The 22,446-nt window shown below is 69.7% G+C and carries 22 protein-coding genes; 18 read left to right on the forward strand and 4 right to left on the reverse strand.

The genetic code is table 11. From position 1 onward, the window contains the following. Positions 1–21: 21 nt before the first annotated feature. The gene (locus ABH935_RS12070; protein WP_370377922.1) at positions 22–324 is read right to left on the reverse strand and encodes a ferredoxin; all 303 of its coding nucleotides are present in this window, start codon (positions 322–324) and stop codon (positions 22–24) included. A gap of 334 nt (positions 325–658) precedes the next feature. On the opposite strand from ABH935_RS12070, the gene arc reads away from it, so the two are divergent. The 9 genes from arc (at position 659) to ABH935_RS12115 (ending at position 10,496) form a co-directional block, all read left to right on the forward strand. Beyond that, entirely contained in the window at positions 659–2,443 is a 1,785-nt protein-coding gene (gene arc, locus ABH935_RS12075) for a proteasome ATPase (RefSeq protein ID WP_370377923.1), read from the forward strand. A 208-nt stretch (positions 2,444–2,651) separates the two neighbouring features. Further along, positions 2,652–4,163, forward strand: coding sequence for a depupylase/deamidase Dop (gene dop / locus ABH935_RS12080; protein ID WP_370377924.1), 1,512 nt, complete (start codon positions 2,652–2,654; stop codon positions 4,161–4,163). Between the two features lie 171 nt (positions 4,164–4,334). Beyond that, on the forward strand, positions 4,335–4,544 hold the full coding sequence (locus ABH935_RS12085) for a ubiquitin-like protein Pup (protein WP_370354493.1): 210 nt from the start codon (positions 4,335–4,337) through the stop codon (positions 4,542–4,544). Positions 4,545–4,619: 75 nt separating this feature from the next. Further along, the gene (gene prcB / locus ABH935_RS12090) at positions 4,620–5,486 is read left to right on the forward strand and encodes a proteasome subunit beta (RefSeq protein WP_370377925.1); all 867 of its coding nucleotides are present in this window, start codon (positions 4,620–4,622) and stop codon (positions 5,484–5,486) included. A gap of 66 nt (positions 5,487–5,552) precedes the next feature. Next, positions 5,553–6,413 carry a proteasome subunit alpha gene (gene prcA, locus ABH935_RS12095; protein ID WP_370377926.1) on the forward strand — a complete coding sequence of 287 codons (861 nt, stop codon included), beginning with the start codon at positions 5,553–5,555 and terminating at the stop codon, positions 6,411–6,413. Positions 6,414–6,494: 81 nt separating this feature from the next. Then, positions 6,495–7,856, forward strand: coding sequence for a Pup--protein ligase (gene pafA, locus ABH935_RS12100; protein WP_370377927.1), 1,362 nt, complete (start codon positions 6,495–6,497; stop codon positions 7,854–7,856). A 341-nt stretch (positions 7,857–8,197) separates the two neighbouring features. Continuing rightward, a complete protein-coding gene (locus ABH935_RS12105; protein ID WP_370377928.1) occupies positions 8,198–9,199 on the forward strand; it encodes an FKBP-type peptidyl-prolyl cis-trans isomerase in 1,002 nt (333 codons plus the stop codon). Positions 9,200–9,277: 78 nt separating this feature from the next. Continuing rightward, positions 9,278–9,652 carry an FKBP-type peptidyl-prolyl cis-trans isomerase gene (locus ABH935_RS12110; protein WP_370377929.1) on the forward strand — a complete coding sequence of 125 codons (375 nt, stop codon included), beginning with the start codon at positions 9,278–9,280 and terminating at the stop codon, positions 9,650–9,652. Positions 9,653–9,866: 214 nt separating this feature from the next. Then, positions 9,867–10,496, forward strand: a complete 630-nt coding sequence (locus ABH935_RS12115; RefSeq protein WP_370377930.1) for a LysE family transporter — start codon at positions 9,867–9,869, stop codon at positions 10,494–10,496. A 45-nt stretch (positions 10,497–10,541) separates the two neighbouring features. On the opposite strand, the gene ABH935_RS12120 is transcribed toward ABH935_RS12115, so the two are convergent. Then, the gene (locus ABH935_RS12120; protein ID WP_370377931.1) at positions 10,542–11,138 is read right to left on the reverse strand and encodes an anti-sigma factor domain-containing protein; all 597 of its coding nucleotides are present in this window, start codon (positions 11,136–11,138) and stop codon (positions 10,542–10,544) included. A 73-nt stretch (positions 11,139–11,211) separates the two neighbouring features. Further along, positions 11,212–12,261: a DUF3866 family protein gene (locus ABH935_RS12125; RefSeq protein WP_370377932.1), complete on the reverse strand. Its 1,050-nt coding sequence runs from the start codon at positions 12,259–12,261 to the stop codon at positions 11,212–11,214. 143 nt (positions 12,262–12,404) lie between these two features. Between ABH935_RS12125 and ABH935_RS12130 the strand changes: the two genes are divergently transcribed. The 8 genes from ABH935_RS12130 (at position 12,405) to ABH935_RS12165 (ending at position 20,799) form a co-directional block, all read left to right on the forward strand. After that, the gene (locus ABH935_RS12130) at positions 12,405–13,520 is read left to right on the forward strand and encodes a helix-turn-helix transcriptional regulator (protein ID WP_370377933.1); all 1,116 of its coding nucleotides are present in this window, start codon (positions 12,405–12,407) and stop codon (positions 13,518–13,520) included. Beyond that, positions 13,517–14,488 (forward strand): helix-turn-helix transcriptional regulator, encoded by a 972-nt coding sequence (locus tag ABH935_RS12135; protein WP_370377934.1) that lies wholly within the window; start codon positions 13,517–13,519, stop codon positions 14,486–14,488. The genes ABH935_RS12130 and ABH935_RS12135 overlap by 4 nt, the downstream gene beginning before the upstream one ends. Further along, complete coding sequence (locus ABH935_RS12140) at positions 14,485–15,363, forward strand: hypothetical protein (RefSeq protein WP_370377935.1); 879 nt, start codon at positions 14,485–14,487, stop codon at positions 15,361–15,363. The genes ABH935_RS12135 and ABH935_RS12140 overlap by 4 nt, the downstream gene beginning before the upstream one ends. 8 nt (positions 15,364–15,371) lie before the next feature. Further along, entirely contained in the window at positions 15,372–15,581 is a 210-nt protein-coding gene (locus ABH935_RS12145) for a hypothetical protein (protein WP_370354504.1), read from the forward strand. A gap of 75 nt (positions 15,582–15,656) precedes the next feature. Next, entirely contained in the window at positions 15,657–15,881 is a 225-nt protein-coding gene (locus ABH935_RS12150) for a translocase (RefSeq protein ID WP_370354505.1), read from the forward strand. Positions 15,882–15,896: 15 nt separating this feature from the next. After that, positions 15,897–16,862: a twin-arginine translocase subunit TatC gene (tatC, locus tag ABH935_RS12155; protein WP_370377936.1), complete on the forward strand. Its 966-nt coding sequence runs from the start codon at positions 15,897–15,899 to the stop codon at positions 16,860–16,862. Between the two features lie 78 nt (positions 16,863–16,940). Beyond that, on the forward strand, positions 16,941–17,879 hold the full coding sequence (locus ABH935_RS12160) for a diacylglycerol kinase (protein WP_370377937.1): 939 nt from the start codon (positions 16,941–16,943) through the stop codon (positions 17,877–17,879). Positions 17,880–17,943: 64 nt separating this feature from the next. Beyond that, positions 17,944–20,799, forward strand: a complete 2,856-nt coding sequence (locus ABH935_RS12165; RefSeq protein ID WP_370377938.1) for a DEAD/DEAH box helicase — start codon at positions 17,944–17,946, stop codon at positions 20,797–20,799. Between the two features lie 261 nt (positions 20,800–21,060). On the opposite strand, the gene ABH935_RS12170 is transcribed toward ABH935_RS12165, so the two are convergent. Then, on the reverse strand, positions 21,061–21,984 hold the full coding sequence (locus tag ABH935_RS12170; RefSeq protein WP_370377975.1) for a 5'-3' exonuclease H3TH domain-containing protein: 924 nt from the start codon (positions 21,982–21,984) through the stop codon (positions 21,061–21,063). A 151-nt stretch (positions 21,985–22,135) separates the two neighbouring features. Here ABH935_RS12170 and ABH935_RS12175 point away from each other — a divergent pair, with 151 nt between their 5' ends. Next, positions 22,136–22,291, forward strand: a complete 156-nt coding sequence (locus tag ABH935_RS12175; RefSeq protein WP_370377939.1) for a hypothetical protein — start codon at positions 22,136–22,138, stop codon at positions 22,289–22,291. Positions 22,292–22,446 lie beyond the last annotated feature (155 nt).

Genomic DNA, 22,446 nt, shown 5'->3' on the forward strand with positions numbered 1-22,446 from the left:
CTTCGTCGTCCAGCTCGCGACTCAAGCCGCCTCGGCGTCCGGGCCGGCGACGACCACCTGGTCCGAGGCCCGCCGGACGTGAATACACTCCCCGGGACATTCCCGGGCCGAGTCGATGACCGCCAGCACCAGATCCACCGGGACCGGGACCCGCGCCTCGGGTCCGGTCAGCAACTCCGCGTCCGGTCCGTTCTTCACATAAGCGACACCATCGATGTCGAGTTCGAACACGTCCGGCGCGTACTGGGCGCAGATGCCGTCTCCGGTGCACAGATCGTGATTGATCCATACCTCTAGGGCATCCGTGTCAGTGGTAACCGTCATAGTTTCCAGACGCTACCAAGCCGCCGCCGCGAACGATCCGGGACCCCCGGTCGTTGATCGATTGTCCTCGACAAAGCATCACCTGTGGGCAAGGATCGGGATCACAACTCCGGGCCGGCTCCACATAACCAGCCGAGTGAGGGGGAATCGTGATGACGACAGGCCTTGTTGTTCCTACGAAGAGCACCCGAGTTCCGGATACGCGGGGTGTGCCGTGTCCGGACCCGGTGGCGGCAACTGCACAACATTCAGCGGTTTCAAGAACGCTTCCGCTAGGCAGGACAGCAGCAAGGAAGTTCTTGAGCATCGCAGCTTCCGGCGGGAGGTGAGGACCGTGCCAGCACACGACGACGACATCCGCGAGGGCGCCGGCCGCTCGGCGCGCGGGTCGGATGACCTCTCTGCCCAGGTCACGTACCTGGAGCAGGAGATCGCCGTCCTGCGGCGCAGGCTCCGCGACGCCGCGGACGCCCCGAGGGGCGGCCGGGCCGTGGAGGAGCGGATCAACGAGTTGCAGGCCACTGTGGCCGGGCTCACGAGCCAGAACGAGCGCCTGGTGGCGACGCTGCGCGAAGCGCGCGACCAGATCGTGGCGTTGAAGGAGGAGATCGACCGCCTCGCACAGCCGCCCAGCGGCTTCGGGGTGTTCCTGGAGGACGCCGGCGAGGGCAACGCCGACATCTTCACCGGCGGCCGCAAGATGCGGGTGTCGGTGAGCCCGTCCATCGAGCCCGGCACGCTGCACCCCGGCCAGGAGGTGATGCTGAACGAGGCGCTCAATGTCGTCGCCGCGTTCGGCTTCGAGAGCGTCGGGGAGATCGTCAGCCTCAAGGAGATCCTGGAGGACGGCAGCCGCGCCCTGGTCACCGGGCGGACCGACGAGGAGCACGTGGTGCGCCTGGCCGAGCCGCTGCTGGAACCCGGCGTCAAGCTGCGCCCCGGCGACGCCCTGCTGATGGAGCCGCGCAGCGGCTACGTTTACGAGGTCATCCCCAAGTCCGAGGTCGAAGACCTCGTGCTGGAGGAGGTCCCGGACATCTCCTACCTGGAGATCGGCGGCCTGGACGGCCAGATCGAGCTGATCCGGGACGCCGTCGAGCTCCCGTATCTGCACCCTGACCTGTTCAAGGAGCACAAGCTCCGGCCGCCCAAGGGCGTGCTCCTGTACGGGCCTCCCGGCTGTGGCAAGACCCTGATCGCCAAGGCGGTGGCCAACTCGCTGGCCAAGAAGGTCGCGGAAGTGACCGGCTCGGACAACGTAAAGAGCTACTTCCTCAACATCAAGGGCCCTGAGCTGCTCAACAAGTACGTCGGCGAGACCGAGCGGCACATCCGCCTGGTCTTCCAGCGGGCTCGTGAGAAGGCCAGCGAGGGCGCCCCGGTCATCGTGTTCTTCGACGAGATGGACTCGCTGTTCCGCACCCGCGGCAGCGGCATCAGCTCGGACGTGGAGAACACCATCGTCCCGCAGCTGCTCTCGGAGATCGACGGTGTCGAGGGCCTGGAGAACGTCATCGTCATCGGCGCCTCCAACCGCGAGGACATGATCGACCCGGCGATCCTGCGCCCGGGCCGGCTGGACGTCAAGATCAAGATCGAGCGTCCGGACGCCGAGGCGGCCAAGGACATCTTCGGCAAGTACGTCACCTCCGAGCTCCCGCTGCACGCCGACGACCTCGCCGAGCACCACGGGGACCGGCAGGAGACGGTCACGGCGATGATCCAGGCCACCGTCGAGCGGATGTACAGCGAGATCGACGAGAACCGGTTCCTGGAGGTCACCTACGCCAACGGGGACAAGGAGGTCATGTACTTCCGGGACTTCAACTCCGGCGCGATGATCCAGAACATCGTCGACCGCGCGAAGAAGTCCGCGATCAAGGACTTCCTGGACCACAAGCAGAAGGGCCTGCGCGTCTCCCACCTGCTCGGCGCCTGTGTCGACGAGTTCAAGGAGAACGAGGACCTGCCCAACACCACCAACCCCGACGACTGGGCCCGCATCTCCGGCAAGAAGGGCGAGCGGATCGTGTTCATCCGCACGCTGGTCACCGGCAAGCGGGGCGGTGACACCGGCCGCTCGATCGACACCATCGCGAGCACCGGCCAGTACCTGTAAACCCGTCAAGGCCTGTGCGCCGCCCGCGGGCTGTCGAATGCGACAGCGCGCGGGCGGCGCGTGCTTTGTCCGGGCCTGTAACCCGGCGTCCGCCCACGATTCATTGATCACCCCCCGGGTACACACACCGAGTGGCAACCCATCACCCCAGCAAAAACCGTGCACAAGGCACTGCCACACGTCACCCCCGCGGAATAAGGTGGCCGGTATGAGCGTGTGGCGAATCATGGGCACCGAGACCGAGTACGGCATCTCCGTACCAGGGAACCCCGGCGCCAACGCGATGCTGATCTCTTCTCAAATCGTCAACTCCTACGCGGCGGCCATGCACCGGGCCCGCCGCGCGCGCTGGGACTTCGAGGAAGAGAACCCCCTGCGTGACGCCCGGGGGTTCGACCTGGCCCGAGACATCGCCGATGCCAGCCAGCTCACCGACGAGGACGCGGGCCTGGCCAACGTGATCCTCACCAACGGCGCGCGCCTGTACGTCGACCACGCGCACCCCGAGTACTCCTCGCCGGAGGTCACCAACCCGCGCGACGCGGTGATCTGGGACAAGGCCGGGGAGTGGATCATGGCCGAGGCCTCGCGCCGGGCCGCCGAGATCCCCGGCACCGCGCCGATCAACCTGTACAAGAACAACACCGACAACAAGGGCGCCTCCTACGGCTCGCATGAGAACTACCTCATGCAGCGCACCACCCCGTTCGCCGACATCGTCCGCAACCTGACCCCGTTCTTCGTCTCCCGGCAGGTGGTCACCGGCGCCGGCCGGGTGGGCATCGGCCAGGACGGCCGCGCGCACGGCTTCCAGATCTCCCAGCGCGCCGACTTCTTCGAGGTCGAGGTGGGCCTGGAGACCACGCTCAAGCGCCCGATCATCAACACCCGCGACGAGCCGCACGCCGACCCCGAGCGCTACCGCCGGCTGCACGTCATCATCGGCGACGCCAACCTGGCCGAGATCTCCATCTACCTGAAGATGGGCACCACGGCGCTGGTCCTGGCGATGATCGAGGAGCGTTTCATGTCCACCGACCTGTCGGTGGACTCACCCGTCCGCACCCTGCACCAGGTCAGCCACGACCCGACGCTGCGGCAGCTGGTGACGCTGCGCAGCGGCCGCAAGCTCACCGCGGTGCAGCTGCAGATGGAGTACTGCGAGCAGGCCCGCAAGTTCGTGGAGGACCGCTACGGCGTCGACGTGGACGACGTCACCAAGGACGTGCTGGAGCGCTGGGAGTCGGTGCTCACGCGGCTGGAGTCGGACCCGATGTCGCTGTCCAGGGAGCTGGACTGGGTCGCCAAGTACGAGATCCTGCAGGGCTACCGCAAGCGGGACGGCCTGGAGTGGGACTCCTCGCGGCTGGAGCTGGTCGACCTGCAGTACTCCGACGTCCGTCCGGAGAAGGGCCTGTACCAGCGCCTGGCGGCCCGCGGGCGGTTCGAGCGCATCACCACCGACGCGCGGATCCGGCAGGCGGTGGACCATCCGCCGGAGGACACCCGGGCCTACTTCCGGGGCCGGTGCCTGGACAAGTACGCCGACTCCGTGGCCGCCGCGTCCTGGGACTCGGTGATCTTCGACGTCCCCGGTCGCGAATCGTTGCAAAGGGTGCCGACACTGGAACCGACGCGCGGAACCAAGCAGCACGTCCAAGCGTTGATCGATCGAAGCCGTACCGCGGAGGATCTGGTGCGGGCACTGACCGAGGGCTGAGACGAAACGTTCCGACATTCGGACCAGCGCCGCTTCGGCGCTGGTCCGAAGAATTCCACAAACGTAATTTATTCGCTATCGAGAGCACGCGTGGAATACCTCCGTTCGGGGGAAGTTGAAGCTAGAGTGAGGAAGATCGGCAACCTTGCCGAGGAGTGGGAGAGGGCTGAGATGGCAGCGGACGAACGCGGTGGCCAGCAGCACGCCAGCCGGGACAAGCAAGAGGTCGAGGAAACCGCCACCGAGGCGAGCAGCGACCTGCAGGAGCGCCAGGAGAAGCTCTCCGAGGACGTGGACTCGATGCTGGACGAGATCGACGAGGTGCTGGAGGCCAACTCCGAGGACTTCGTCCGGGGCTTCGTCCAGAAGGGTGGCCAGTGAGGTTCGCGATCTACTAGGGTCGCACCACATCAAGGTCCGATTGCGTACGAACCTTAATAGAAGGGGATTGCTGAAGTGGAATCCAACGCGGACTGGGGCTCTCGGGGCGGTCTGCCGCAGGCGTTCCTCACGCCGGGCATCTCCTCTTTCAGCGAGTTCTTGAAGGGCTTCGCCCCCGAGTTCCTGCCCGGCGGGCGCTCCCTGCCGGCCGGCGCCGCCGGCACGATGTCCGCGCAGGACATCGCGCCGCACGGCACCACCATCGTGGCCATCACCTTCCCCGGCGGCGTGCTGCTGGCCGGCGACCGCCGGGCCACGATGGGCAACTTCATCGCCCAGCGCGACATCGAGAAGGTGTTCCCGGCCGACGAGTTCTCCGCGGTCGGCATCGCCGGCAGCGCCGGGCTGGCCGTGGAAGTGGTCCGGCTGTTCCAGCTGGAGCTGGAGCACTACGAGAAGATCGAGGGCGTCACGCTCTCCACCGACGGCAAGGCCAACCGCCTGGCCACCATGATCCGCGGCAACCTCGCCATGGCGATGCAGGGTCTGGCCGTGGTCCCGCTGTTCACCGGTTACGACGAGGAGACCGGCGAGGGCCGCATCTTCAGCTACGACGTCACCGGCGGCATGTACGAGGAGCACGACTTCTACTCGGTCGGCTCCGGATCGATGTTTGCCCGCGGCGCGCTCAAGAAGCTGTTCCGCCCGGACTTCAGCGCCGAGGACGCCGCGGTCGCGGCCGTGCAGGCGCTCTACGACGCCGCCGACGACGACTCGGCCACCGGCGGCCCCGACCTGTTCCGCAAGATCTATCCGGTCGTCGCGGTGGTCACCGAGGACGGTTACCGGCGGCTGCCGGACGAGGAACTCTCCGCGCTCGTCGAGGGCATCATGGACGCCCGCCGCGCGGTTCCCGACGGTCCCCGCTCCCCGCTGCGATAACTTCGGGTTCGCAGTGCTGAATCAATTATCTTGCAGACCTCGGTCCGAAGTCAGGAGTGACCCGTCGTGACGACGCCGTTCTACGTCTCGCCCGAACAGATCATGAAGGACCGGGCCGAGTATGCCCGTAAGGGCATCTCGCGTGGCCGGTCCGTGGCAGTCATCTTCTATGACAAGGGCATCCTGTTCGTCGGGGAGAACCCGTCGCGGGCCCTGCACAAGATCTCCGAGATCTACGACCGCATCGCCTTCGCCGCGGCCGGCCGCTACAACGAGTACGAGCAGTTGCGCATCGCCGGCGTCCGGCACGCCGACATGCGCGGCTACGTCTACGACCGCCGCGACGTCACCGGCCGGGCCCTGGCGAACACCTACGCGCAGGCCCTGGGCACGATGTTCAGCGAGGGCGCGGGCAAGCCCTACGAGGTGGAGCTGGCCGTGGCCGAGGTCGGCGAGAAGGCCGCCGACGACCAGGGCTACCGGGTCACCTTCGACGGCCAGGTCACCGACATCCGCGGCTTCCAGGTGCTCGGTGGCGCCGCGGACGCGGTGAACCAGGTGCTGGAGTCCTCCTACGAGGAGAACGCCGCGCTGGAGACGGTCCTGAACGCCGCCGTGGACGCCCTGGGCCGGGACGGCACCGAGCCGCGCACCCTGGCCCCGAACCAGCTGGAGGTCGCGGTCCTGGACCGGAACCGCAGCCAGGTGCGCAAGTTCCGGCGGATCACCGGGCCCGCGCTGTCCCGGCTGCTCGGCGTGGACGGCGACGGCGACGGCGCCGACGGTGGCAAGAAGGACGACGAGGGCGCCGGCGACAGCGGCGAGACCGGCACCACGAACCCGCCGGCCGCCAAGTCCGTGCCCGCCGACGACGGCGACGTGCTCGGCGCGGTGGACGACATCCTCGGCGAGGAAGAGGACTCCTGAAGAGTCCTGACAAAGCGGCAGTCGAACAACGACGCAGAGGGCTGACGCAGATTAAGTCTAACGCGGCAAAAGGTGGTCATCATGGACCGGCGGATCTTCGGGCTAGAAAACGAATACGGGGTCACCTGCACGTTCCGCGGACAGCGCCGTCTGTCCCCGGACGAGGTCGCCCGCTACCTGTTCCGCCGCGTCGTGTCCTGGGGGCGCTCCAGCAACGTCTTCCTGCGCAACGGCGCGCGGCTGTACCTGGACGTCGGCTCGCACCCGGAGTACGCCACCCCCGAGTGCGACTCCGTGCGCGAGCTGATCGTCCACGACAAGGCCGGCGAGCGGATCCTGGAGGGGCTGCTGGCCGACGCCGAGCGGCGCCTGCACGAGGAGGGCATCGCCGGGGACGTCTACCTGTTCAAGAACAACACCGACTCGGCCGGCAACTCCTACGGCTGCCACGAGAACTACCTCGTGGGCCGGCACGGCGAGTTCTCCCGCCTGGCCGACGTGCTGATCCCGTTCCTGGTCACCCGGCAGCTGATCTGCGGCGCCGGCAAGGTGCTGGCCACCCCGCGCGGCGCGGTCTACTGCGTCTCGCAGCGCGCCGAGCACATCTGGGAGGGCGTCTCCAGCGCCACCACCCGCTCCCGCCCGATCATCAACACCCGCGACGAACCGCACGCCGACGCCGAGAAGTACCGCCGGCTGCACGTGATCGTCGGCGACTCGAACATGTCCGAGACCACGATGCTCCTCAAGGTCGGAGCGACCGACCTGGTCCTGCGGATGATCGAGGCCGGCACCACCCTGCGCGACATGACCCTGGAGAACCCGATCCGGGCCATCCGCGAGGTCAGCCACGACATGACCGGCCAGAAGAAGGTCCGCCTGGCCAACGGCCGCGAGATGAGCGCCCTGGAGATACAGGAGGAGTACTTCACCAAGGCCCGTGACTTCGCCGAGAAGCGCGGCCTGCGCACCGGCGCGGTGGACCGCATCCTGGACCTCTGGGAGCGCACCCTGACCGCGGTGAACACCGGCGACCTGGACCTGATCTCCAAGGAGATCGACTGGGTGATCAAGTACAAGCTCATCGAGCGCTATCGCGCCAAGAACAACCTGGCGATGTCCGCGCCCCGCGTGGCCCAACTGGACCTGGCCTACCACGACATCTCCCGCAACCGAGGCCTGTACTACCTGCTGGAGAAGCGCGGCATGGTCGAACGCACCGCCACCGACCTGGAGATCTTCCAGGCCAAGTCGATCCCCCCGCAGACCACCCGCGCGCGCCTGCGCGGCGAGTTCATCAAGCGGGCCCAGGAACAGCGGCGCGACTTCACGGTCGACTGGGTGCACCTGAAGCTCAACGACCAGGCCCAGCGCACCGTGCTGTGCAAGGACCCGTTCCGCTCGGTGGACGAGCGGGTGGAGAAGCTCATTTCGTCGATGTGAGGCCCTGTGACCGGGGCTCGGCTGTGACGGCACGGCTGGGGCCGGCGAGCGTGGTTACGCGCGCCGGCGTCGGTCGTGCCGGTCGCGTTTGAGGCCGGATGTCGGCGGCGACCGGCGGTGCGGCGACTTGGCGGCATGCCCGGTGCCCGTGTCGCCGCGCTCCAGGTGCTGGGCGTCGGCGGCCGGTAGAACGCGCTCTGGGTTCTCGCCCGACCGTCCTGGTTTTGCGTATTCGTGGCCTGCTCCCGGCTCCGGCCGGGCGCGGGCCACGCTAGTGTGGTGCGGTCCATGGACATGTGATCGTCGTATTTCCGTCTCTACGTGCCGATTCGAGGTTTCCCGTGCGCCGTCCCGTGGCCACCCGCCGGACCCAGACCGCCCTCGCCGGGCTCGCCGCCGGCCTGGTGCTGCTGGCCGGCTGCTCGTCGTCGTCGAGCAAGCCCGCCGCGCCGAGCGGTTCCACGACCTCCTCGGGGGCCTCCGGGGCGCCGGTCGCCGATGCCATCGGGGTCCGGCCGACCATCCAGGTGCCGGCCGGGCAGCCGGACGGCAAGCTCGGCGTGAAGGTGAAGATCCCCGGCGACGGCGCCAAGGTCACCGACGGCAGCGCGGTGGTGCTGCACTTCACCGCCAAGCTCTGGCGTGACGGCTCGGACCTGGGCAGCAGCTACGACCAGGGCCAGCATCCGGTGACCGAGGTCGAGGGCCAGGGCCAGATGCTGCCGGGCTGGGAGCAGGGGCTGAAGGGCCAGGCCGCGGGCAGCCGGGTGGAGCTGACCGTCCCGCCGGCGCTCGGCTTCGGCGCCAAGGGCAGCACCGACGGCAAGATCCAGATCACCGGCACCGACACGATCATCTTCGATCTCGACATCATCGGCGTGTACCCGTCGGTCCAGGCCGACATCCCGGCCGGTACCGGCGAGCTGAACGACCCGACGCTGCCGACCGTGGCCACGGCCGTGGGCAAGGACGACCCGAAGGTGACCATCCCGGCCGGCAAGCAGCCGCCGTCCGGAGGCGTCTACAAGTCGGTCATCGTCGGCAAGGGCCCGCAGGTGAAGAAGGGCCAGACCATCGTGGTCCAGTACGAGGGCCTGGTCTGGCGCACCGGCCAGATCTTCGACTCCTCGTTCAGCAAGAGCAAGTCGATCTTCGCTACCCAGATCGGCGTCGGCTCGGTCGTGCAGGGCTGGGACGAGGGCCTGATCGGCCAGACCGTGGGCTCCCGGGTGCTGCTGGTGATCCCGCCGGACAAGGGCTACGGCGCGCAGGGCCAGCCGAACGCCGGGATCCAGGGCACGGACACGATGGTGTTCGTCGTGGACATCCTGGACGCCCGGTGACGCGGCGGTGGCCGCCGAAGACGCCCTGATAGCGTAACGAGAAGTCCATCCCCGAGCAGGATTGGGAACAGCAAGCCCATGAGTCTTGAAAAGCCTGAGATCGACTTCCCCGACTTCCCGGTCCCCGCGGACCTGGTCATCGAGGACATCACCGTCGGCACCGGCGCGGAGGCCACGGCCGGCCAGCAGGTGAAGGTGCACTACGTCGGCGTCGCCTACTCCACCGGAGAAGAGTTCGACGCCTCCTGGAACCGCGGCTCGGCCTTCGAGTTCCCGCTGGGCGGCGGCCGCGTCATCGCCGGCTGGGACCGCGGCGTGGCCGGCATGAAGGTCGGCGGCCGGCGCAAGCTGGTCATCCCGCCGCACCTGGGCTACGGCGACCGCGGCGCCGGCGGCGCGATCAAGCCGGGCGAGACGCTGATCTTCGTGGTCGACCTGCTCGGCGTGAGCTGAGCGAGCCGCCTTCGAGCGATTGGCGAGTGCCATCGATGGCCGTCCCGGGCTCCGGGACGGCCATCGGCGTGTCCGGCGTGTGCGGCGTGTCCGATACGTTCAGTGCGTTCGGTGCGTCCGCCGGCGGCGGGCACCAGGCCAATCCGCGGCGAGTGGCCCGGAACCGGCCCTCCGACCTGCCCCGCAGCGCTCCCCGCATGGCAGTATCGTCGGTATGCCTGTCGCGTCCTTCGCCGCCTTGCTGACCGTCTGGACCCTGGCCCTGCTGATCCCCGGCCCCGACTTCCTCGCCGTCTCCCACGCCTCGGTCGCGCGCTCCCGCCGCGACGCGGTCTTCGTCGGCCTCGGCGTCGCCGCCGCGATGGCCATCTGGGCGACCACCAGTCTGGTCGGCCTGACCGTGCTCCTGGTCCGCTTCCAGCCGGTGTTCGAGGCGGTGCGCGTGGCCGGCGCCGCCTACCTGCTGTGGCTGGCCTTCCAGCTCCTGCGCTCGGCCGCGCGCCGCCGCGTGCACGGCCCGGCCGCAGGCGCCGCGGGCGTCCGTTCCCGGGGCGCCGTGTCCGCCTTCCGGGCCGGCTTCCTGTGCAACATCGGCAACCCGAAGGCCGCCGTCTTCTTCTCCAGCGTCTTCGCCGCGCTGCTCCCACCGCACGTGGACTGGGAGTACCGCACCGCGATCGGCGTGGCGATCCCGGCGATCGGCGTGGCCTGGTACGTGCTCGTGGCGTGCCTGTTCTCCGCCAAGCGCGTCGCGGCGGCCTACGCCCGGGCGCGCCGGGTCGTCGACGCGGTGACCGGGACGCTGTTCGCGGTGCTGGCCGGCGATCTGCTGATCGCCGAGTAGCCGGACCCCGGCCGGGTCGCCTCGGCCGCGACTGACCCGGCGCGGCTAATCCAGCGTCAGCTCGGCGATCGGCGTCCCCAACAGCGTGTGCGTGCCGCCCGAGGACTCGACCGAGACCACCAGCGAGGCGGCGGGCGCCGGGATCGACACCACGACGATGTCGTTCTGCGGCGCGTCGAAGCGCGACGTGCCCGCCTCCTGCGCCGGCTGGCCCGCGCCGGTGCGGTACCAGAACTCGTAGGTCCGCCCCGCCTTGAGCGCGGGGAGGTCGTGGCCGGTGATCGCGAACCGGTGCAGCTTGGGGGAGTAGAACGCGGTCACCGAGCCGCCGCCGAGCGCCGCCTGCTCGGAGGTCTGCAGCCCCGGCGTCCCCAGCAGGAACGCGATCGCCTTCTCGTTCGTCTCCGCCGACACCTGGCGGTCGTGGACGCGCAGCGTCGTCCAGGCGAACGCCGCCGCCGCCAGACCGAACACGACGCAGCTCAGGATGAGGACCGGGACCGCCCGGAGCTTGCGCTCGACCGGCGTCACGAGGTGTTCCTCGTGTCCCTCGCCGACACTGACTTCCCCGATGCTGACTTCCCCGACGCCTTCTTCGGCCTGATCGTCGTCGATCCTGCCTTCTCCGACGCTCTCTTCCACGGACAACGTCCCTCCCGGGTCTCGCCATTCAGGAGTGCAGCATCCCATAGTGCTGACAGACTGGTGCAGGTGGCTAGACCGCCAGTCGGCCCGCGCACGCCGAGGCGAGGAACGCCGCGTAGTCCTCGTCCAAGCCGCGGCCCATGGTGCTCAGCTTTACCGGACAGGAACGCAGAGCCGCGTCCAGCCCGTCGACCGGTACGCGAATGACCGTATGCCTCTGCTCCAGCTCCGCAGTCTGCGAAGCGACGCTGCTCCAGAAGGTGTCGTCAAGGTCCGGCAGCGCTACTTCTGCGCGCGCCAACGCGACCTTTCCATACGCGGTGAGGCTGTGATGACTCAACCCTTGGTGCCGCTCGCGCGCATCCCCTGAGGAGACACGCAGCGCGGCGATGGGTCGGCCGTCGAGAACCCCTGCGGCGTTGATCGCCTCGCCACACGCGACGCCCGAGAATCCCCACTCGGTTCCGGTTCCGAGGTTCCCAGGCCCCTGCGTGACGATCGCGACGTCTGCCTTTAACACGTGGCGCGCCGCGAGGAGTCCGCTGTGCACCGTCACACACTCCAGATCCCCGCCGAACGCCTGCCCGACCGTGACGGTGCCCGCCGCGAGCCACCCTGCCGAGCGCAATGCGTCTACGCTCCGTGAGAACCACAGGGGGAGCGCTCCTCCATCAGTCATCACATAGGCGACGCGCGCAGAGGGACGGTCCGCGCGGATCCCCGCGAGTACGGCAGGAAGAGCCGAGTGCAGATCGGCCACTACTACCGGCATCCCATCCAGGGACGATGCTGTCGCTAGTTCCGGGTAGCGCTCCTCAGCGCCGTCTACAACTGTCTGCAACGGCGTATAGCGCGCCTTGACCATGTGCCCCTGCAGAGGGGTGTCCTCAGGAAGCCGCGCAGGGATCGCTACGACCAGCGCATAGCCGCCGGTCCCCAACCCCAGCTCCAGCGCCGTGACCGACAGCAGTACCTCGTCGCCGACCTCAGGCTGTCCGACCAGCGCCGGATAAGCGAGTGCGCGGAACAACTGTCCGTCCGCAGCCGTTACATCTACCTCTAGAGAACCGCGCCAGGCGCGGCCAACTGCTGCCACCACCCCACGCCGCCACCGGATCACCCGCCCCACGCTACCGGCCCGGTGACCCTTAGTTAGCCGACCCGTCGTCACCCATTCGTGTTCGCCAATGTGTACGACGCTGCGCCACGCCATCGATTAGCGCTACCGTTCACGCGTAGCCGAGTTGTTGTAGGAGAGCGTCGATGCCCGCCACGAAGACCGAGCGGTTGGTGAACCTGGTCATCTGCCTGCTCGCGTCCAAGCAGTACGTGACCAAGGAGCGCCTGCGCGCCACCCTGGAGCCGTATCGGGAGTGCCCCACGGACGACGCTTTCGAGCGTATGTTCGAGCGGGACAAGGACGAGCTCCGCGAGATGGGCATCCCGCTGGAGACCGGTACCAACAGCGCGCTGTTCGAGGACGAGATCGGCTACCGCATCCCCAAGGACTCCTACAACCTGCCCGAGATCCGCCTGGAGCGGGACGAGGCGGCGGTGCTCGGCGTGGCCGCGCGCTTCTGGCAGCAGGCGGTCCTGGCCTCCGACGCCTCTTCGGCGCTGCTCAAGCTCAAGAGCGCGGGCATCGAGGTCGGCGACATCAGCCAGTCCGGGATCGAGCCGCGGGTGCGCACCGAGACCGGCGCCTTCGAGCCGCTGCTGCAGGCCATCTGCGACCGGCGCCCGGTGTCCTTCCGCTACCGCAAGTCCGGCGAGGTGGACCCGGCGCTGCGCAAGGTCGAGCCGTGGGCCATCGACTCCTGGCGCGGGCACTGGTACCTGGCCGGCTACGACCGCGACCGCGGCGCCGACCGCATGTTCCGGCTGGACCGGATCGTCGGGGAGCCGGTGCTGATGGCCGGGCACCTGACCGAGCCGGTGCCCGCCGACATGGACGTGCACGCCAAGGTCGCCGACTTCGCCTGGAAGCAGAACCGCAACGTCGGCACGGCCCGGCTGCGGCTGCGGGCCGAGACCGGCTTCCTGCTCCGCCGCCGCGCCACCGAATGCGAACAGGAACTGCTCGACGGCGAGCCGACCGGCTGGGACGTGCTGACCGTGCCGCGCAACACCGGCATGGCCGGCTGGCTCGCCGAGTTCGGCCCCGACGTGCAGGTTCTGGAGCCCCCGGAGCTGCGCGCCGCGGTGATCAACCGGCTGCGCGCCGCCGTCGCGGGCAACGCGCTGGCCGCCAGCGACGAGATGACGCACCCCGGAGCCCGGATCGGTACCCATTCCGAGATCGGTACCCATTCCAAAATCGGTGCGCAGGCCGGCGCCGACCGCTCCGACACCGGCGAGATGACGGGAGCCACCCGATGAGCGGCGCCGCGGCCCAGGTCCGCCGGCTGTTGAACCTGGTGCCCTACCTGCTGGAGCACGAGGGCGCGAAGCTGACCGAGGTGGCCGGCGAGTTCAACGTCTCCGAGAAGCAGCTCCGCAAGGACCTGGAGACGCTGTGGATGTGCGGGCTGCCCGGCGGCCTGCCGGACGACCTGATGGAAGCGCACATCGGCGAGGGCGGCACCATCCACTTGGAGAACGCCGAGGCCATCGTCCGGCCGCTGCGTTTCTCGGTGCGCGAGGCGGTGGCCCTGCTGGTCGCCCTGCGCGCGCTGGCGCAGCTCCCCGGCGTCGCCGACCGCGACGCCCTGCTGCGCGCCATCGCCAAGCTGGAGGAGGCCGCCGGCGAACGCGGCGCGGAGGCCTCCCAGCGCGTGACGGTCGCCTTCGAGGCGCGCGCCACCGTCCTGGACCGCATCCGCCAGGCCCTGGATTCGGGCCGCCGCCTGCGGCTGGAGTACTTCGTCCCGTCCCGCGACCAGGTCACCGAGCGCGACGTGGACCCGATGCGCGTGATCCTCTCCGACGGCCACGCCTACCTGGAGGGCTGGTGCCGCCGCAGCGAGGCGGTCCGCGTCTTCCGCCTGTCCCGCATAGTCGCCATCGACGTCCTGGACGTCGCCGCCGAGATCCCGGAGTCCGCCGAGCCCCAGGACCTGGACGACGGCGTCCTCCGACCCGCGGCGGACGACCCCCTGGTCACCCTGGAGGTCACCCGCCACGCCCGCTGGGTGGCGGAGAACTACCCCAACGAAGGCGTCGAAGAGCTGCCCGAAGGGGGCCTGCGCATCGCCCTGCGAGCCCCCGACCAGGGCCGCATCCTCCGCCTGGTCCTCCGCCTCGGCGCCGACGGCCGCATCGTCGACCCCCCGGCCCTGGCCGACCAGGTCCGCAAAACCGCCTCCGAGGCGCTGGCCCTGTACGGAGACGCCGAGGACGCGGCGTGAGCGGAGCGGGGGAGCCGCACGACTGGTTCGGGGGCGCTGCGGCTGAGGAGCCGCGGGATCCTCGCGCGGTTGGGGAGGCTTTCGGGCATCTGCGCAGGACGGACGAGGACGCGGCCGGCGAGTCGGACTGGTTCGCCGCGAGCGCCGCGAGTCCTGCCGAACAAGCTCCCCGTGCGAGCGCCGCGAGCCCTGCCGAACTCGCTCCCGCCGCGAGTGTGTCCGCCGAAACCGATGCCTCGCAGCACTCCGCCGCCGGTGCCGCGAGCGCCGCCGAGCGGCCTTCCGCCGCGGGTGTGCCTGCCGAAACCGATGCCTCGCAGCACTCCGCCGCCGGTGCCGCCAGCGCCACTGATCAGCCTCCCGCCGCGAGTGTGCCCGCCGGACTCGCCGAGGTTCCCGCTGCGAGCACGCCGGAGCGCATACCCGCTGCCCCGGCTGCCAGCGCGCTTGGTGACTTTGCCGCCGGTGCCACCGACCCCGAGCCGGCAGCCCCGCCCCCCGCCCCGGAAACCGACCCCCGCGTCCGTCTCCGAGCCCTGACCGGCGGCCTGGCCGACCTCTCCGACGCGATGGCCGCCATCGGTATCGAGTCCGTCGCACTGCGTAGCGGGCCCGAGCGCCCCGCCGCGCCGGCCCCCGCCCCGGTCGCCGACTTTCGTGTCCGCTGTCCGGACTGCGGACCGCAGTACGTCGCCATCGCCGACGTCCGGTTCGTCGAGACCGGCGACGGCGCCGACGCGAACCGCTACCTGTTCACCTGCCCCGCCTGCGGCGCGCGGGTCCGCCGGCCGGCCGGTCCGGAGCTGGCCGAGATCCTGAAATCCGCCGGTGTGGCCACCCTCGCCCTGCGTCGCGGGCCCGGCCAGGCCCTATAGTTTCCAGCATGTACTGGGTCCTGCTGATCACGATCACCGCCGTCGTCGTCCTGGTGATCACCGCCGCGTTCGGCTGGCGGGTGTTCGCCGCGGCCAAGGGTCTGATCCGGGAGCTGAAGAAGACCTCCGCGGTCCTGAACGACGCGAGCGAGACATTGCGCGGTGTTCAGGAAATGGAAGGCGTCAAGGCGATGCGTGCACGGGCCCAGCACGATTAGTCTTCGCATCGTGGCCGTGTTCATATCCGTGACGCCCTTCTGCCCGGGGCGTGTCGCACTGAAGGGGGTCGGCCCGTGTTCATGAGGCTGATCGAGATCGGTCTGATCGTGGTGGCGGCCTGGGCGCTGTTCGGGCGCAAGCGGCTGCCCGATTCGGTGCGCAACATCCGCAAGTCGGCGCAGATCATGAAGTCGGAGATGCAGGCCGCGGCGGATGACGTGGAGCTGCCCGAGGCCAAGGTGATCCCCGGCTCGATCGTCGACGGCGGTGCCAAGCGCGCCGACAACGCCCAGAACTGAAGGACCTCCGAGACCATGACCACGCAGGCCAGCGCCAACGGGACCCGGCCCAAGGGCAAGAGCAAGCCGCCGAAGTCCGTGAAGGTCCCCAAGGACCCCGAGGGCCGGATGCCGCTCGGCGAGCACATCCGCGAGCTGCGCACCCGCCTGTTCCGCTCCTCGGTGGGCATCGCGCTGGGCGCGGTCGCCGGCTGGCTCGTCCACAAGCAGGTCATCCACGCCCTGACCCGCGCGGTCTGCGACACGAACGTCAAGGGCGTCGCCTACAACGTGACGAGCACCTGTAAGAGCGGCGTGCTGACCTCCTCGGGCACCACTTCCGGCATCGCGGTCGACTTCAAGGTCTCGCTGATGGTCGGCATGATCCTGGCCAGCCCGGTCTGGCTGTACCAGCTGTGGGCGTTCATCGCGCCCGGCCTGCACAAGAACGAGAAGAAGTACAGCCTGGGCTTCGTCGCCGTCGCGGTGCCGCTGTTCGCCGGCGGCGCCGCGCTGTGCTATGTGCTCGTCCCGCACGTCATGAGCGTGCTGCTCGGGTTCACCCCGTCCGAGTCGCCCAACGCCATCCCGCTGACCGACTACATCGGCTTCTTCCTGCGGATGGTGCTGGTCTTCGGCGCTTCCATGGAGGTGCCGCTGATCGTCGTGGCCCTGAACCTGACCGGCGTGCTGTCCTCCGAGCGCCTGAAGAAGTCCTGGCGCTACGTCACCTTCGGCATCTTCATCTTCGCGGCCGCCGCGGTCCCGACCGGCGAGCCGCTGGGCATGACCGCCCTGGCCGTCCCGATGTGCCTGCTCTACTACTCGGCCATCGGCATCGCGGTCATGAACGACAAGCGCCGCGCCGCGCGCAACATCAACGCCAACCTGTCCCCGGACGAGGCCTCCGATCTCGATCTGAGCCCGGTCCCGGTGGACCAGGCGCGCCCGGTCGAGCAGGTCCGGCGCAGCTTCGACGACGACTACGACGACCTGACGTGACCGCCCGGCGCACGCCCGGGATAACGCGCCGGTCACGACGCCATGACGGACGGGGCCACGCGCTGCTAGCGTTCGCGCGTGCCTAGCCCTTCCAGCCAACACAGACCCGAGCACGTCGTCGCCCTGATCAACCCCACGTCCGCCAAGGGCGCGGGCGCCGAAGCCGGCCGGCGCGCCGTGGCCGCGCTGCGGGCCGCCGGGATCGAGGTGACCGACATCGTCGGCCGCGACGCCTACGACGGCGAGCAGCGGGCGAGCGACGCGCTGCTGAAGAACCACGAGGCGGCCCTGGTGGTGGTCGGCGGCGACGGCATGGTCTCGGCCGGCCTGCGGCTGCTGACCGACCACCCGGAGACCGTGCTCGGCATCATCCCGGCCGGAACCGGCAACGACACCGCGCGCAGCCTGGGCATCCCGCTGAAGGACCCGGAGGCCGCGGCCCGCGTGATCGCCGCCGGCGAGGTCGGCCGCATCGACCTCGGCGAGGCCACGGTCGGCGCCGGCACCTCCGCCGAGGTGGTCCGCCGCTTCTCCACGGTGATGGCCTGCGGCCTGGACTCCAAGGTCAACGACCGCGCCAACCAGATGCGCTGGCCGCGCGGCAAGCGCCGCTACGACCTGTCGATGCTGCTGGAGCTGCCCCGCTTCAAGGCGCCGCGCTTCGGCATCCGGCTGGACGACCGCGAGCTGACCGACGAGTGCATGCTGATCGCGGTCGGCAACGGCCCCTCCTACGGCGGCGGCATGCTCATCTGCCCCGAGGCCCGCATGGACGACGGCCGCTTCCAGCTCACCGAGGTCCGCAAGATCTCCAAGCCGACCCTGCTGACGATCTTCCCGAAGGTGTTCAAGGGCCGGCACGTGAACCACCCCAAGGTCGACGTGCACCATGCCGCCGAGATCGAGCTGCACGCCGAGGGCGTCAGCTGCTGGGCCGACGGCGAGCGGATCGGCGCGCTGCCGGTGACGCTGCGGACGCTGCCGGCCGCATTGCGCGTCTTTCGTCCCGCGGGGTGAGCACCGTCCGGACCGCCTCACAAACCTGAAGCGCGGCGATCAAGCTTGCGGTTAGGGTGGAGACATGTCATCGCCCGCTGAGCCCCTGCGGGCTCCCGATGTGCCTGCCCTCTCCGAGTTCCAGCGCTTCCGCGGCGGCTACGACTTCGACCTCGACGGGTTCCAGATCGAGGGCTGTCGCGCGCTGGAGGCCGGGGACAGCGTCCTGGTCGCCGCCCCGACCGGTTCGGGCAAGACCGTCGTGGGGGAGTTCGCCGTCCACCTGGCCCTCGCGCAGGGCGTCAAGTGCTTCTACACCACTCCGATCAAGGCGCTGTCCAACCAGAAGTACACCGACCTGGTCGCCCGGCACGGTGCGGCCAACGTCGGCCTGCTGACCGGCGACAACACGGTCAACGGCGAGGCGCCGGTGGTCGTGATGACGACCGAGGTGCTGCGCAACATGCTCTACGCCGGCTCCGGGACCCTGTCCGGACTCGGCTACGTGGTCATGGACGAGGTCCACTACCTCGCCGACCGCTTCCGCGGCGCGGTCTGGGAAGAGGTCATCATCCACCTGCCGGAGTCGGTGCGTCTGGTGGCGCTGTCGGCGACGGTGTCGAACGTGGAGGAGTTCGCCGGCTGGCTACGCACCGTGCGCGGCGACACGAAGTCCATCGTCTGGGAGCACCGGCCGGTCCCGCTGTGGCAGCACGTGCTGTCCGGCAAGCGGATGTTCGACCTGTTCGCCAACGGCGCCGACGGCGAGGCGATGCCCGGCGCCAACGGCCAGGGCGGCATCTCGGCGGCCCGCGAGCTGCGGGTCAACCCCGAGCTCGTGCGCCTGAACCGCGAGGGCTCGGAGTCCATGTACAAGCGGGGCGGCCCGCGCGGCGGAGGCGGTGGCGGCGGCAACCGCGGCCAGCGCGGCCGGGTCAACCGCCGCGGCCGCGGCGGCTGGGTGCCCAGCCGGGTCGACGTGATCGAGAAGCTGGACACCGAGGGCCTGCTCCCGGCCATCACCTTCATCTTCAGCCGGGCCGGCTGCGACGCCGCGGTCCAGCAGTTCCTGCACGCCGGTGTCAGGCTCCTGACCGCCGACGAGCGAGCCCGGGTCAAGACGCACGTGCTGGAGCGGACCGGCAAGATCCCGTCGGAGGACCTCAACGTCCTGGGCTTCCACGACTGGTTCGACGGCCTGCAGCGCGGCGTGGCCGCGCACCACGCGGGCATGCTGCCGACGTTCAAGGAGATCGTCGAAGAGCTCTTCGTCCAGGGCCTGGTCAAGGCGGTGTTCGCGACCGAGACGCTGGCGCTGGGCATCAACATGCCAGCCCGCACCGTGGTCCTGGAGGCGCTGACCAAGTGGAACGGTGAGAACCACGTAGACCTGACCGCCGGGGAGTACACGCAGCTCACCGGCCGGGCGGGCCGCCGCGGCATCGACATCGAGGGGCACGCGGTCGTCATGTGGCGCCCCGACCTGGACGCCAAGGCGCTCGCCGGGCTGGCCGGGACGCGGACGTACCCGCTGCGCTCGTCGTTCAAGCCGTCGTACAACATGGCCGTGAACCTGGTCGGGCAGTTCGGCGCCGAGCGCGCGCGCAACCTGCTGGAGACCTCGTTCGCGCAGTACCAGGCCGACCAGGCCGTCGTCGGCCTGACCCGCCAGGTTCGCAAGAACACCACGGCGCTGGAGGGCTACTCCGAGGCCATAACGTGCCACCTCGGCGACTTCGACGAGTACATGGTGCTGCGTCGCCAGCTCTCCGACCGCGAGGCCGACCTGTCGCGCCAGGGCGCTGCGAACCGCCGCGCCGCCTCTCTGGAGTCCCTGGAGAAGCTCCAGCCGGGCGACATCATCGTGGTCCCGGCCGGCAAGCGCGCCGGCGTCGCCGTGGTCCTGGACCCGGGGATACCGGCCTCGACCGGGGGACGCCCGAAGCAGGTCACCGGCGACGGCCCGCGCCCGGTGGTGCTGACGGTCGACCGGCAGGTCGTGCGGCTGTCCGTGACGGACTTCCCGAGCCCGGCGCAGCCGCTGGACCACATGCGCGTCCCGAAGTCCTTCAACGCCAAGTCCCCGCAGTCTCGCAAGGACCTGGCGGCGGTGCTGCGCAGCAAGGCCGGCGACAAGGAGATCCCGCCCTACCGCAAGACCCGCTACCGCGCCGAGGCGGCGGACGACACGGAGATCAGCCGCCTGCGCAAGGCCATCCGAGCGCACCCCTGCCACGGCTGCCAGGACCGCGAGGACCACGCACGCTGGGCCGAACGCTTCCACAAGCTGGACCGCGAGACCAAGCAGCTGGAACGGCGCGTCGCAGGACGCACCAACAGCATCGCCAAGGTCTTCGACCGCGTCTGCGGCCTCCTGGAGCAGCTGGGCTACCTCGACGGCGACGAGGTCACCCCGATCGGCAAGCGCTTGGGCCGGCTGTACACGGAGCTCGACCTCCTGACCGCGGAAACCCTACGCGCCGGCCTGTGGGAGGGCCTGACCCCGCCGGAACTCGCCGCCTGCGTATCAGCGCTGGTGTACGAGGCCCGCCGCGCCGACGACGCGGGCCCGCCCCGCCTGCCCGGCGGAGCCGTGCCGAAGACGCTGGACGAGATGGTCCGCCTCTGGGCCAAGCTGGAGGAACTGGAGACCGACCACCACCTGGAGTTCCAGCGCGAGCCGGACCTCGGCTTCGCACTGCCGGCGTTCCAGTGGGCCTCCGGCAAGGCACTGGAGGAGGTGCTGTGGGATGTGGAGATGCCCGCAGGCGACTTCGTACGCTGGTGCAAGCAGCTGATCGACCTGCTCGGCCAGGTCGCGAACGCCGCCGCCGAGCTGAAGGCCTCCGGCGGCAAGACGAGCACCGTGCGGGCCGCGGCGCAGGAGGCCATCGACGGGCTGCGGCGCGGCGTGGTCGCGTACTCGATGATGAACGGCTGACGTGACCGAGACCATGGCGACGGTGAACTCCGTCGCCATGGTGCGGAGACGTTCGGCGCACCGGAAAGGCCGGCGGTCCTTCTGATCGCCGGCGCCGGTGGCTCCATGGACACCTGGCCGGCGGTGCCGAACCTGTCGGTGGTCAAAGCTATAACTGTGGATAAGGGGCGATAATGCCCTAACAAAATGCCGCCGCCCCCGCAAACCGCAGGTCCGCCGCCGCCACTGTCCGGCCCGCCAGTCGCGCGAGCGCCACCACCCCTACCGCTCCGCCATCACCCGCGTCACCCGGGCCATGGCCGCCTTCACCCCGAACTTCTCCGCCAGCATCGTCGCCGTGACCGGGTCCTTCGGCTCGCGCGGCAGCACGTCGTCGTGCTCCACCACCGGTGCGTCGCGCACGACGCGCACCACCGTCGGGGCCGCGTCCAGGTATGCCGCCGCCTCCGCGATGCGCTTGCGCTGGGCCGGCTTCAGGGTCGACGTGGGGTCCGTCGCCGCCGCGCGGACGCCTGCGAGGTCGCGGTACTGCGAGATCAGCGCCGCCGCCGTCTTCTCGCCGATGCCCTGGACGCCCGGGAGGCCGTCGCTCGGGTCGCCGCGCAGGGCTGCGAAGTCCGCGTATTCGCCGCCGCTGATGCCGTACTTCTCGCGCAGCACCGCGTCCGTGACCGGCTCCAGCTTGGTCACGCCCTTGCCGATGTTCAGGACGCGGATCTCGCGTGCGTCGTCGACCAGCTGGTACAGGTCGCGGTCCATCGTCACCACGTCCACCGGGCCGCGGCCGTCCCAGCGCTCGGCCAGGGTGGCCAGGACGTCGTCGGCTTCGAAGCCCGGTGCCTCGGCGCGCGCGATGCCCAGGGCGTCCAGCGCCGCCTCGATGACCGGGACCTGCGGGCTCAGCAGGTCCGGGACCTCCTCGACGTCCACGCCCGCGGCGCCCGCCGGTGCCTCCTCCAACACCCGGTGCGCCTTGTACGACGGGATCGCCTCCACCCGGAACGCCGGGCGCCAGTCCGCGTCGAAGCACGCCACCAGCCGGTCCGGCTTGTACGTGGCGATCAGGTAGCTGACGGACTCCAGCGTGCCGCGCACCGCGTTGACCACCATCCCGTCCGGGGAGCGGATGGTGTCGGGCACGCCGAAGAAGGCGCGGAAGTACAGCGTCGGGGTGTCGAGCACCATCAGCCGCTCGGGGTTCTTCGCCATGCGCCGATCCTAGAGGGCCGCGCCGACGCGACCGGCCCGCGACCCGGCCCGGCCCGGCCCACGACCGACCCACAACCCCTACTCGTCTCGCGCAGAGTCCGCTGAGGTCGCGACGAGCATCACGGCCTTGATGAATCAGGCCGCGATCGTGCTGCTCGGCCCCCGCACGTTCGAACCGCCCCGTGACGACGAAGCGGGTGCCGCGCGCGGCGCGGATCCGGCGTTCCACGCCCTCGACAACGCTTACCTGCCAGAACCCCTACGTACTGATGTTTGGGCCTGAGCGGATCCAGCCCTTTTCATACGCTCCCTGATTCTCTACTGACCATACGATCGTGTAGTGTGCAGCGCGTCGCGTACGGTCGCGTGCCGTCCGTGTCCCCCCACGCAAGGCTCTGGCATGACAAGCGACGAGTGACAGAAAGCGCCCCGGTCTAT

Source organism: Catenulispora sp. GAS73, assembly GCF_041262085.1.
Classification (GTDB): Bacteria; Actinomycetota; Actinomycetes; order Streptomycetales; family Catenulisporaceae; genus Catenulispora.

Bases quoted from the DNA above. Each gene is read 5' to 3' on its own strand.
- ABH935_RS12070 (WP_370377922.1), bottom strand. From the start codon at position 324: ATGACGGTTACCACTGACACGGATGCCCTAGAGGTATGGATCAATCAC.
- dop (WP_370377924.1), top strand. From the start codon at position 2,652: ATGAGCGTGTGGCGAATCATGGGCACCGAGACCGAGTACGGCATCTCC.
- ABH935_RS12085 (WP_370354493.1), top strand. From the start codon at position 4,335: ATGGCAGCGGACGAACGCGGTGGCCAGCAGCACGCCAGCCGGGACAAG.
- pafA (WP_370377927.1), top strand. From the start codon at position 6,495: ATGGACCGGCGGATCTTCGGGCTAGAAAACGAATACGGGGTCACCTGC.
- ABH935_RS12110 (WP_370377929.1), top strand. From the start codon at position 9,278: ATGAGTCTTGAAAAGCCTGAGATCGACTTCCCCGACTTCCCGGTCCCC.
- ABH935_RS12115 (WP_370377930.1), top strand. From the start codon at position 9,867: ATGCCTGTCGCGTCCTTCGCCGCCTTGCTGACCGTCTGGACCCTGGCC.
- ABH935_RS12130 (WP_370377933.1), top strand. From the start codon at position 12,405: ATGCCCGCCACGAAGACCGAGCGGTTGGTGAACCTGGTCATCTGCCTG.
- ABH935_RS12135 (WP_370377934.1), top strand. From the start codon at position 13,517: ATGAGCGGCGCCGCGGCCCAGGTCCGCCGGCTGTTGAACCTGGTGCCC.
- ABH935_RS12145 (WP_370354504.1), top strand. From the start codon at position 15,372: ATGTACTGGGTCCTGCTGATCACGATCACCGCCGTCGTCGTCCTGGTG.
- tatC (WP_370377936.1), top strand. From the start codon at position 15,897: ATGACCACGCAGGCCAGCGCCAACGGGACCCGGCCCAAGGGCAAGAGC.
- ABH935_RS12165 (WP_370377938.1), top strand. From the start codon at position 17,944: ATGTCATCGCCCGCTGAGCCCCTGCGGGCTCCCGATGTGCCTGCCCTC.
- ABH935_RS12170 (WP_370377975.1), bottom strand. From the start codon at position 21,984: ATGGTGCTCGACACCCCGACGCTGTACTTCCGCGCCTTCTTCGGCGTG.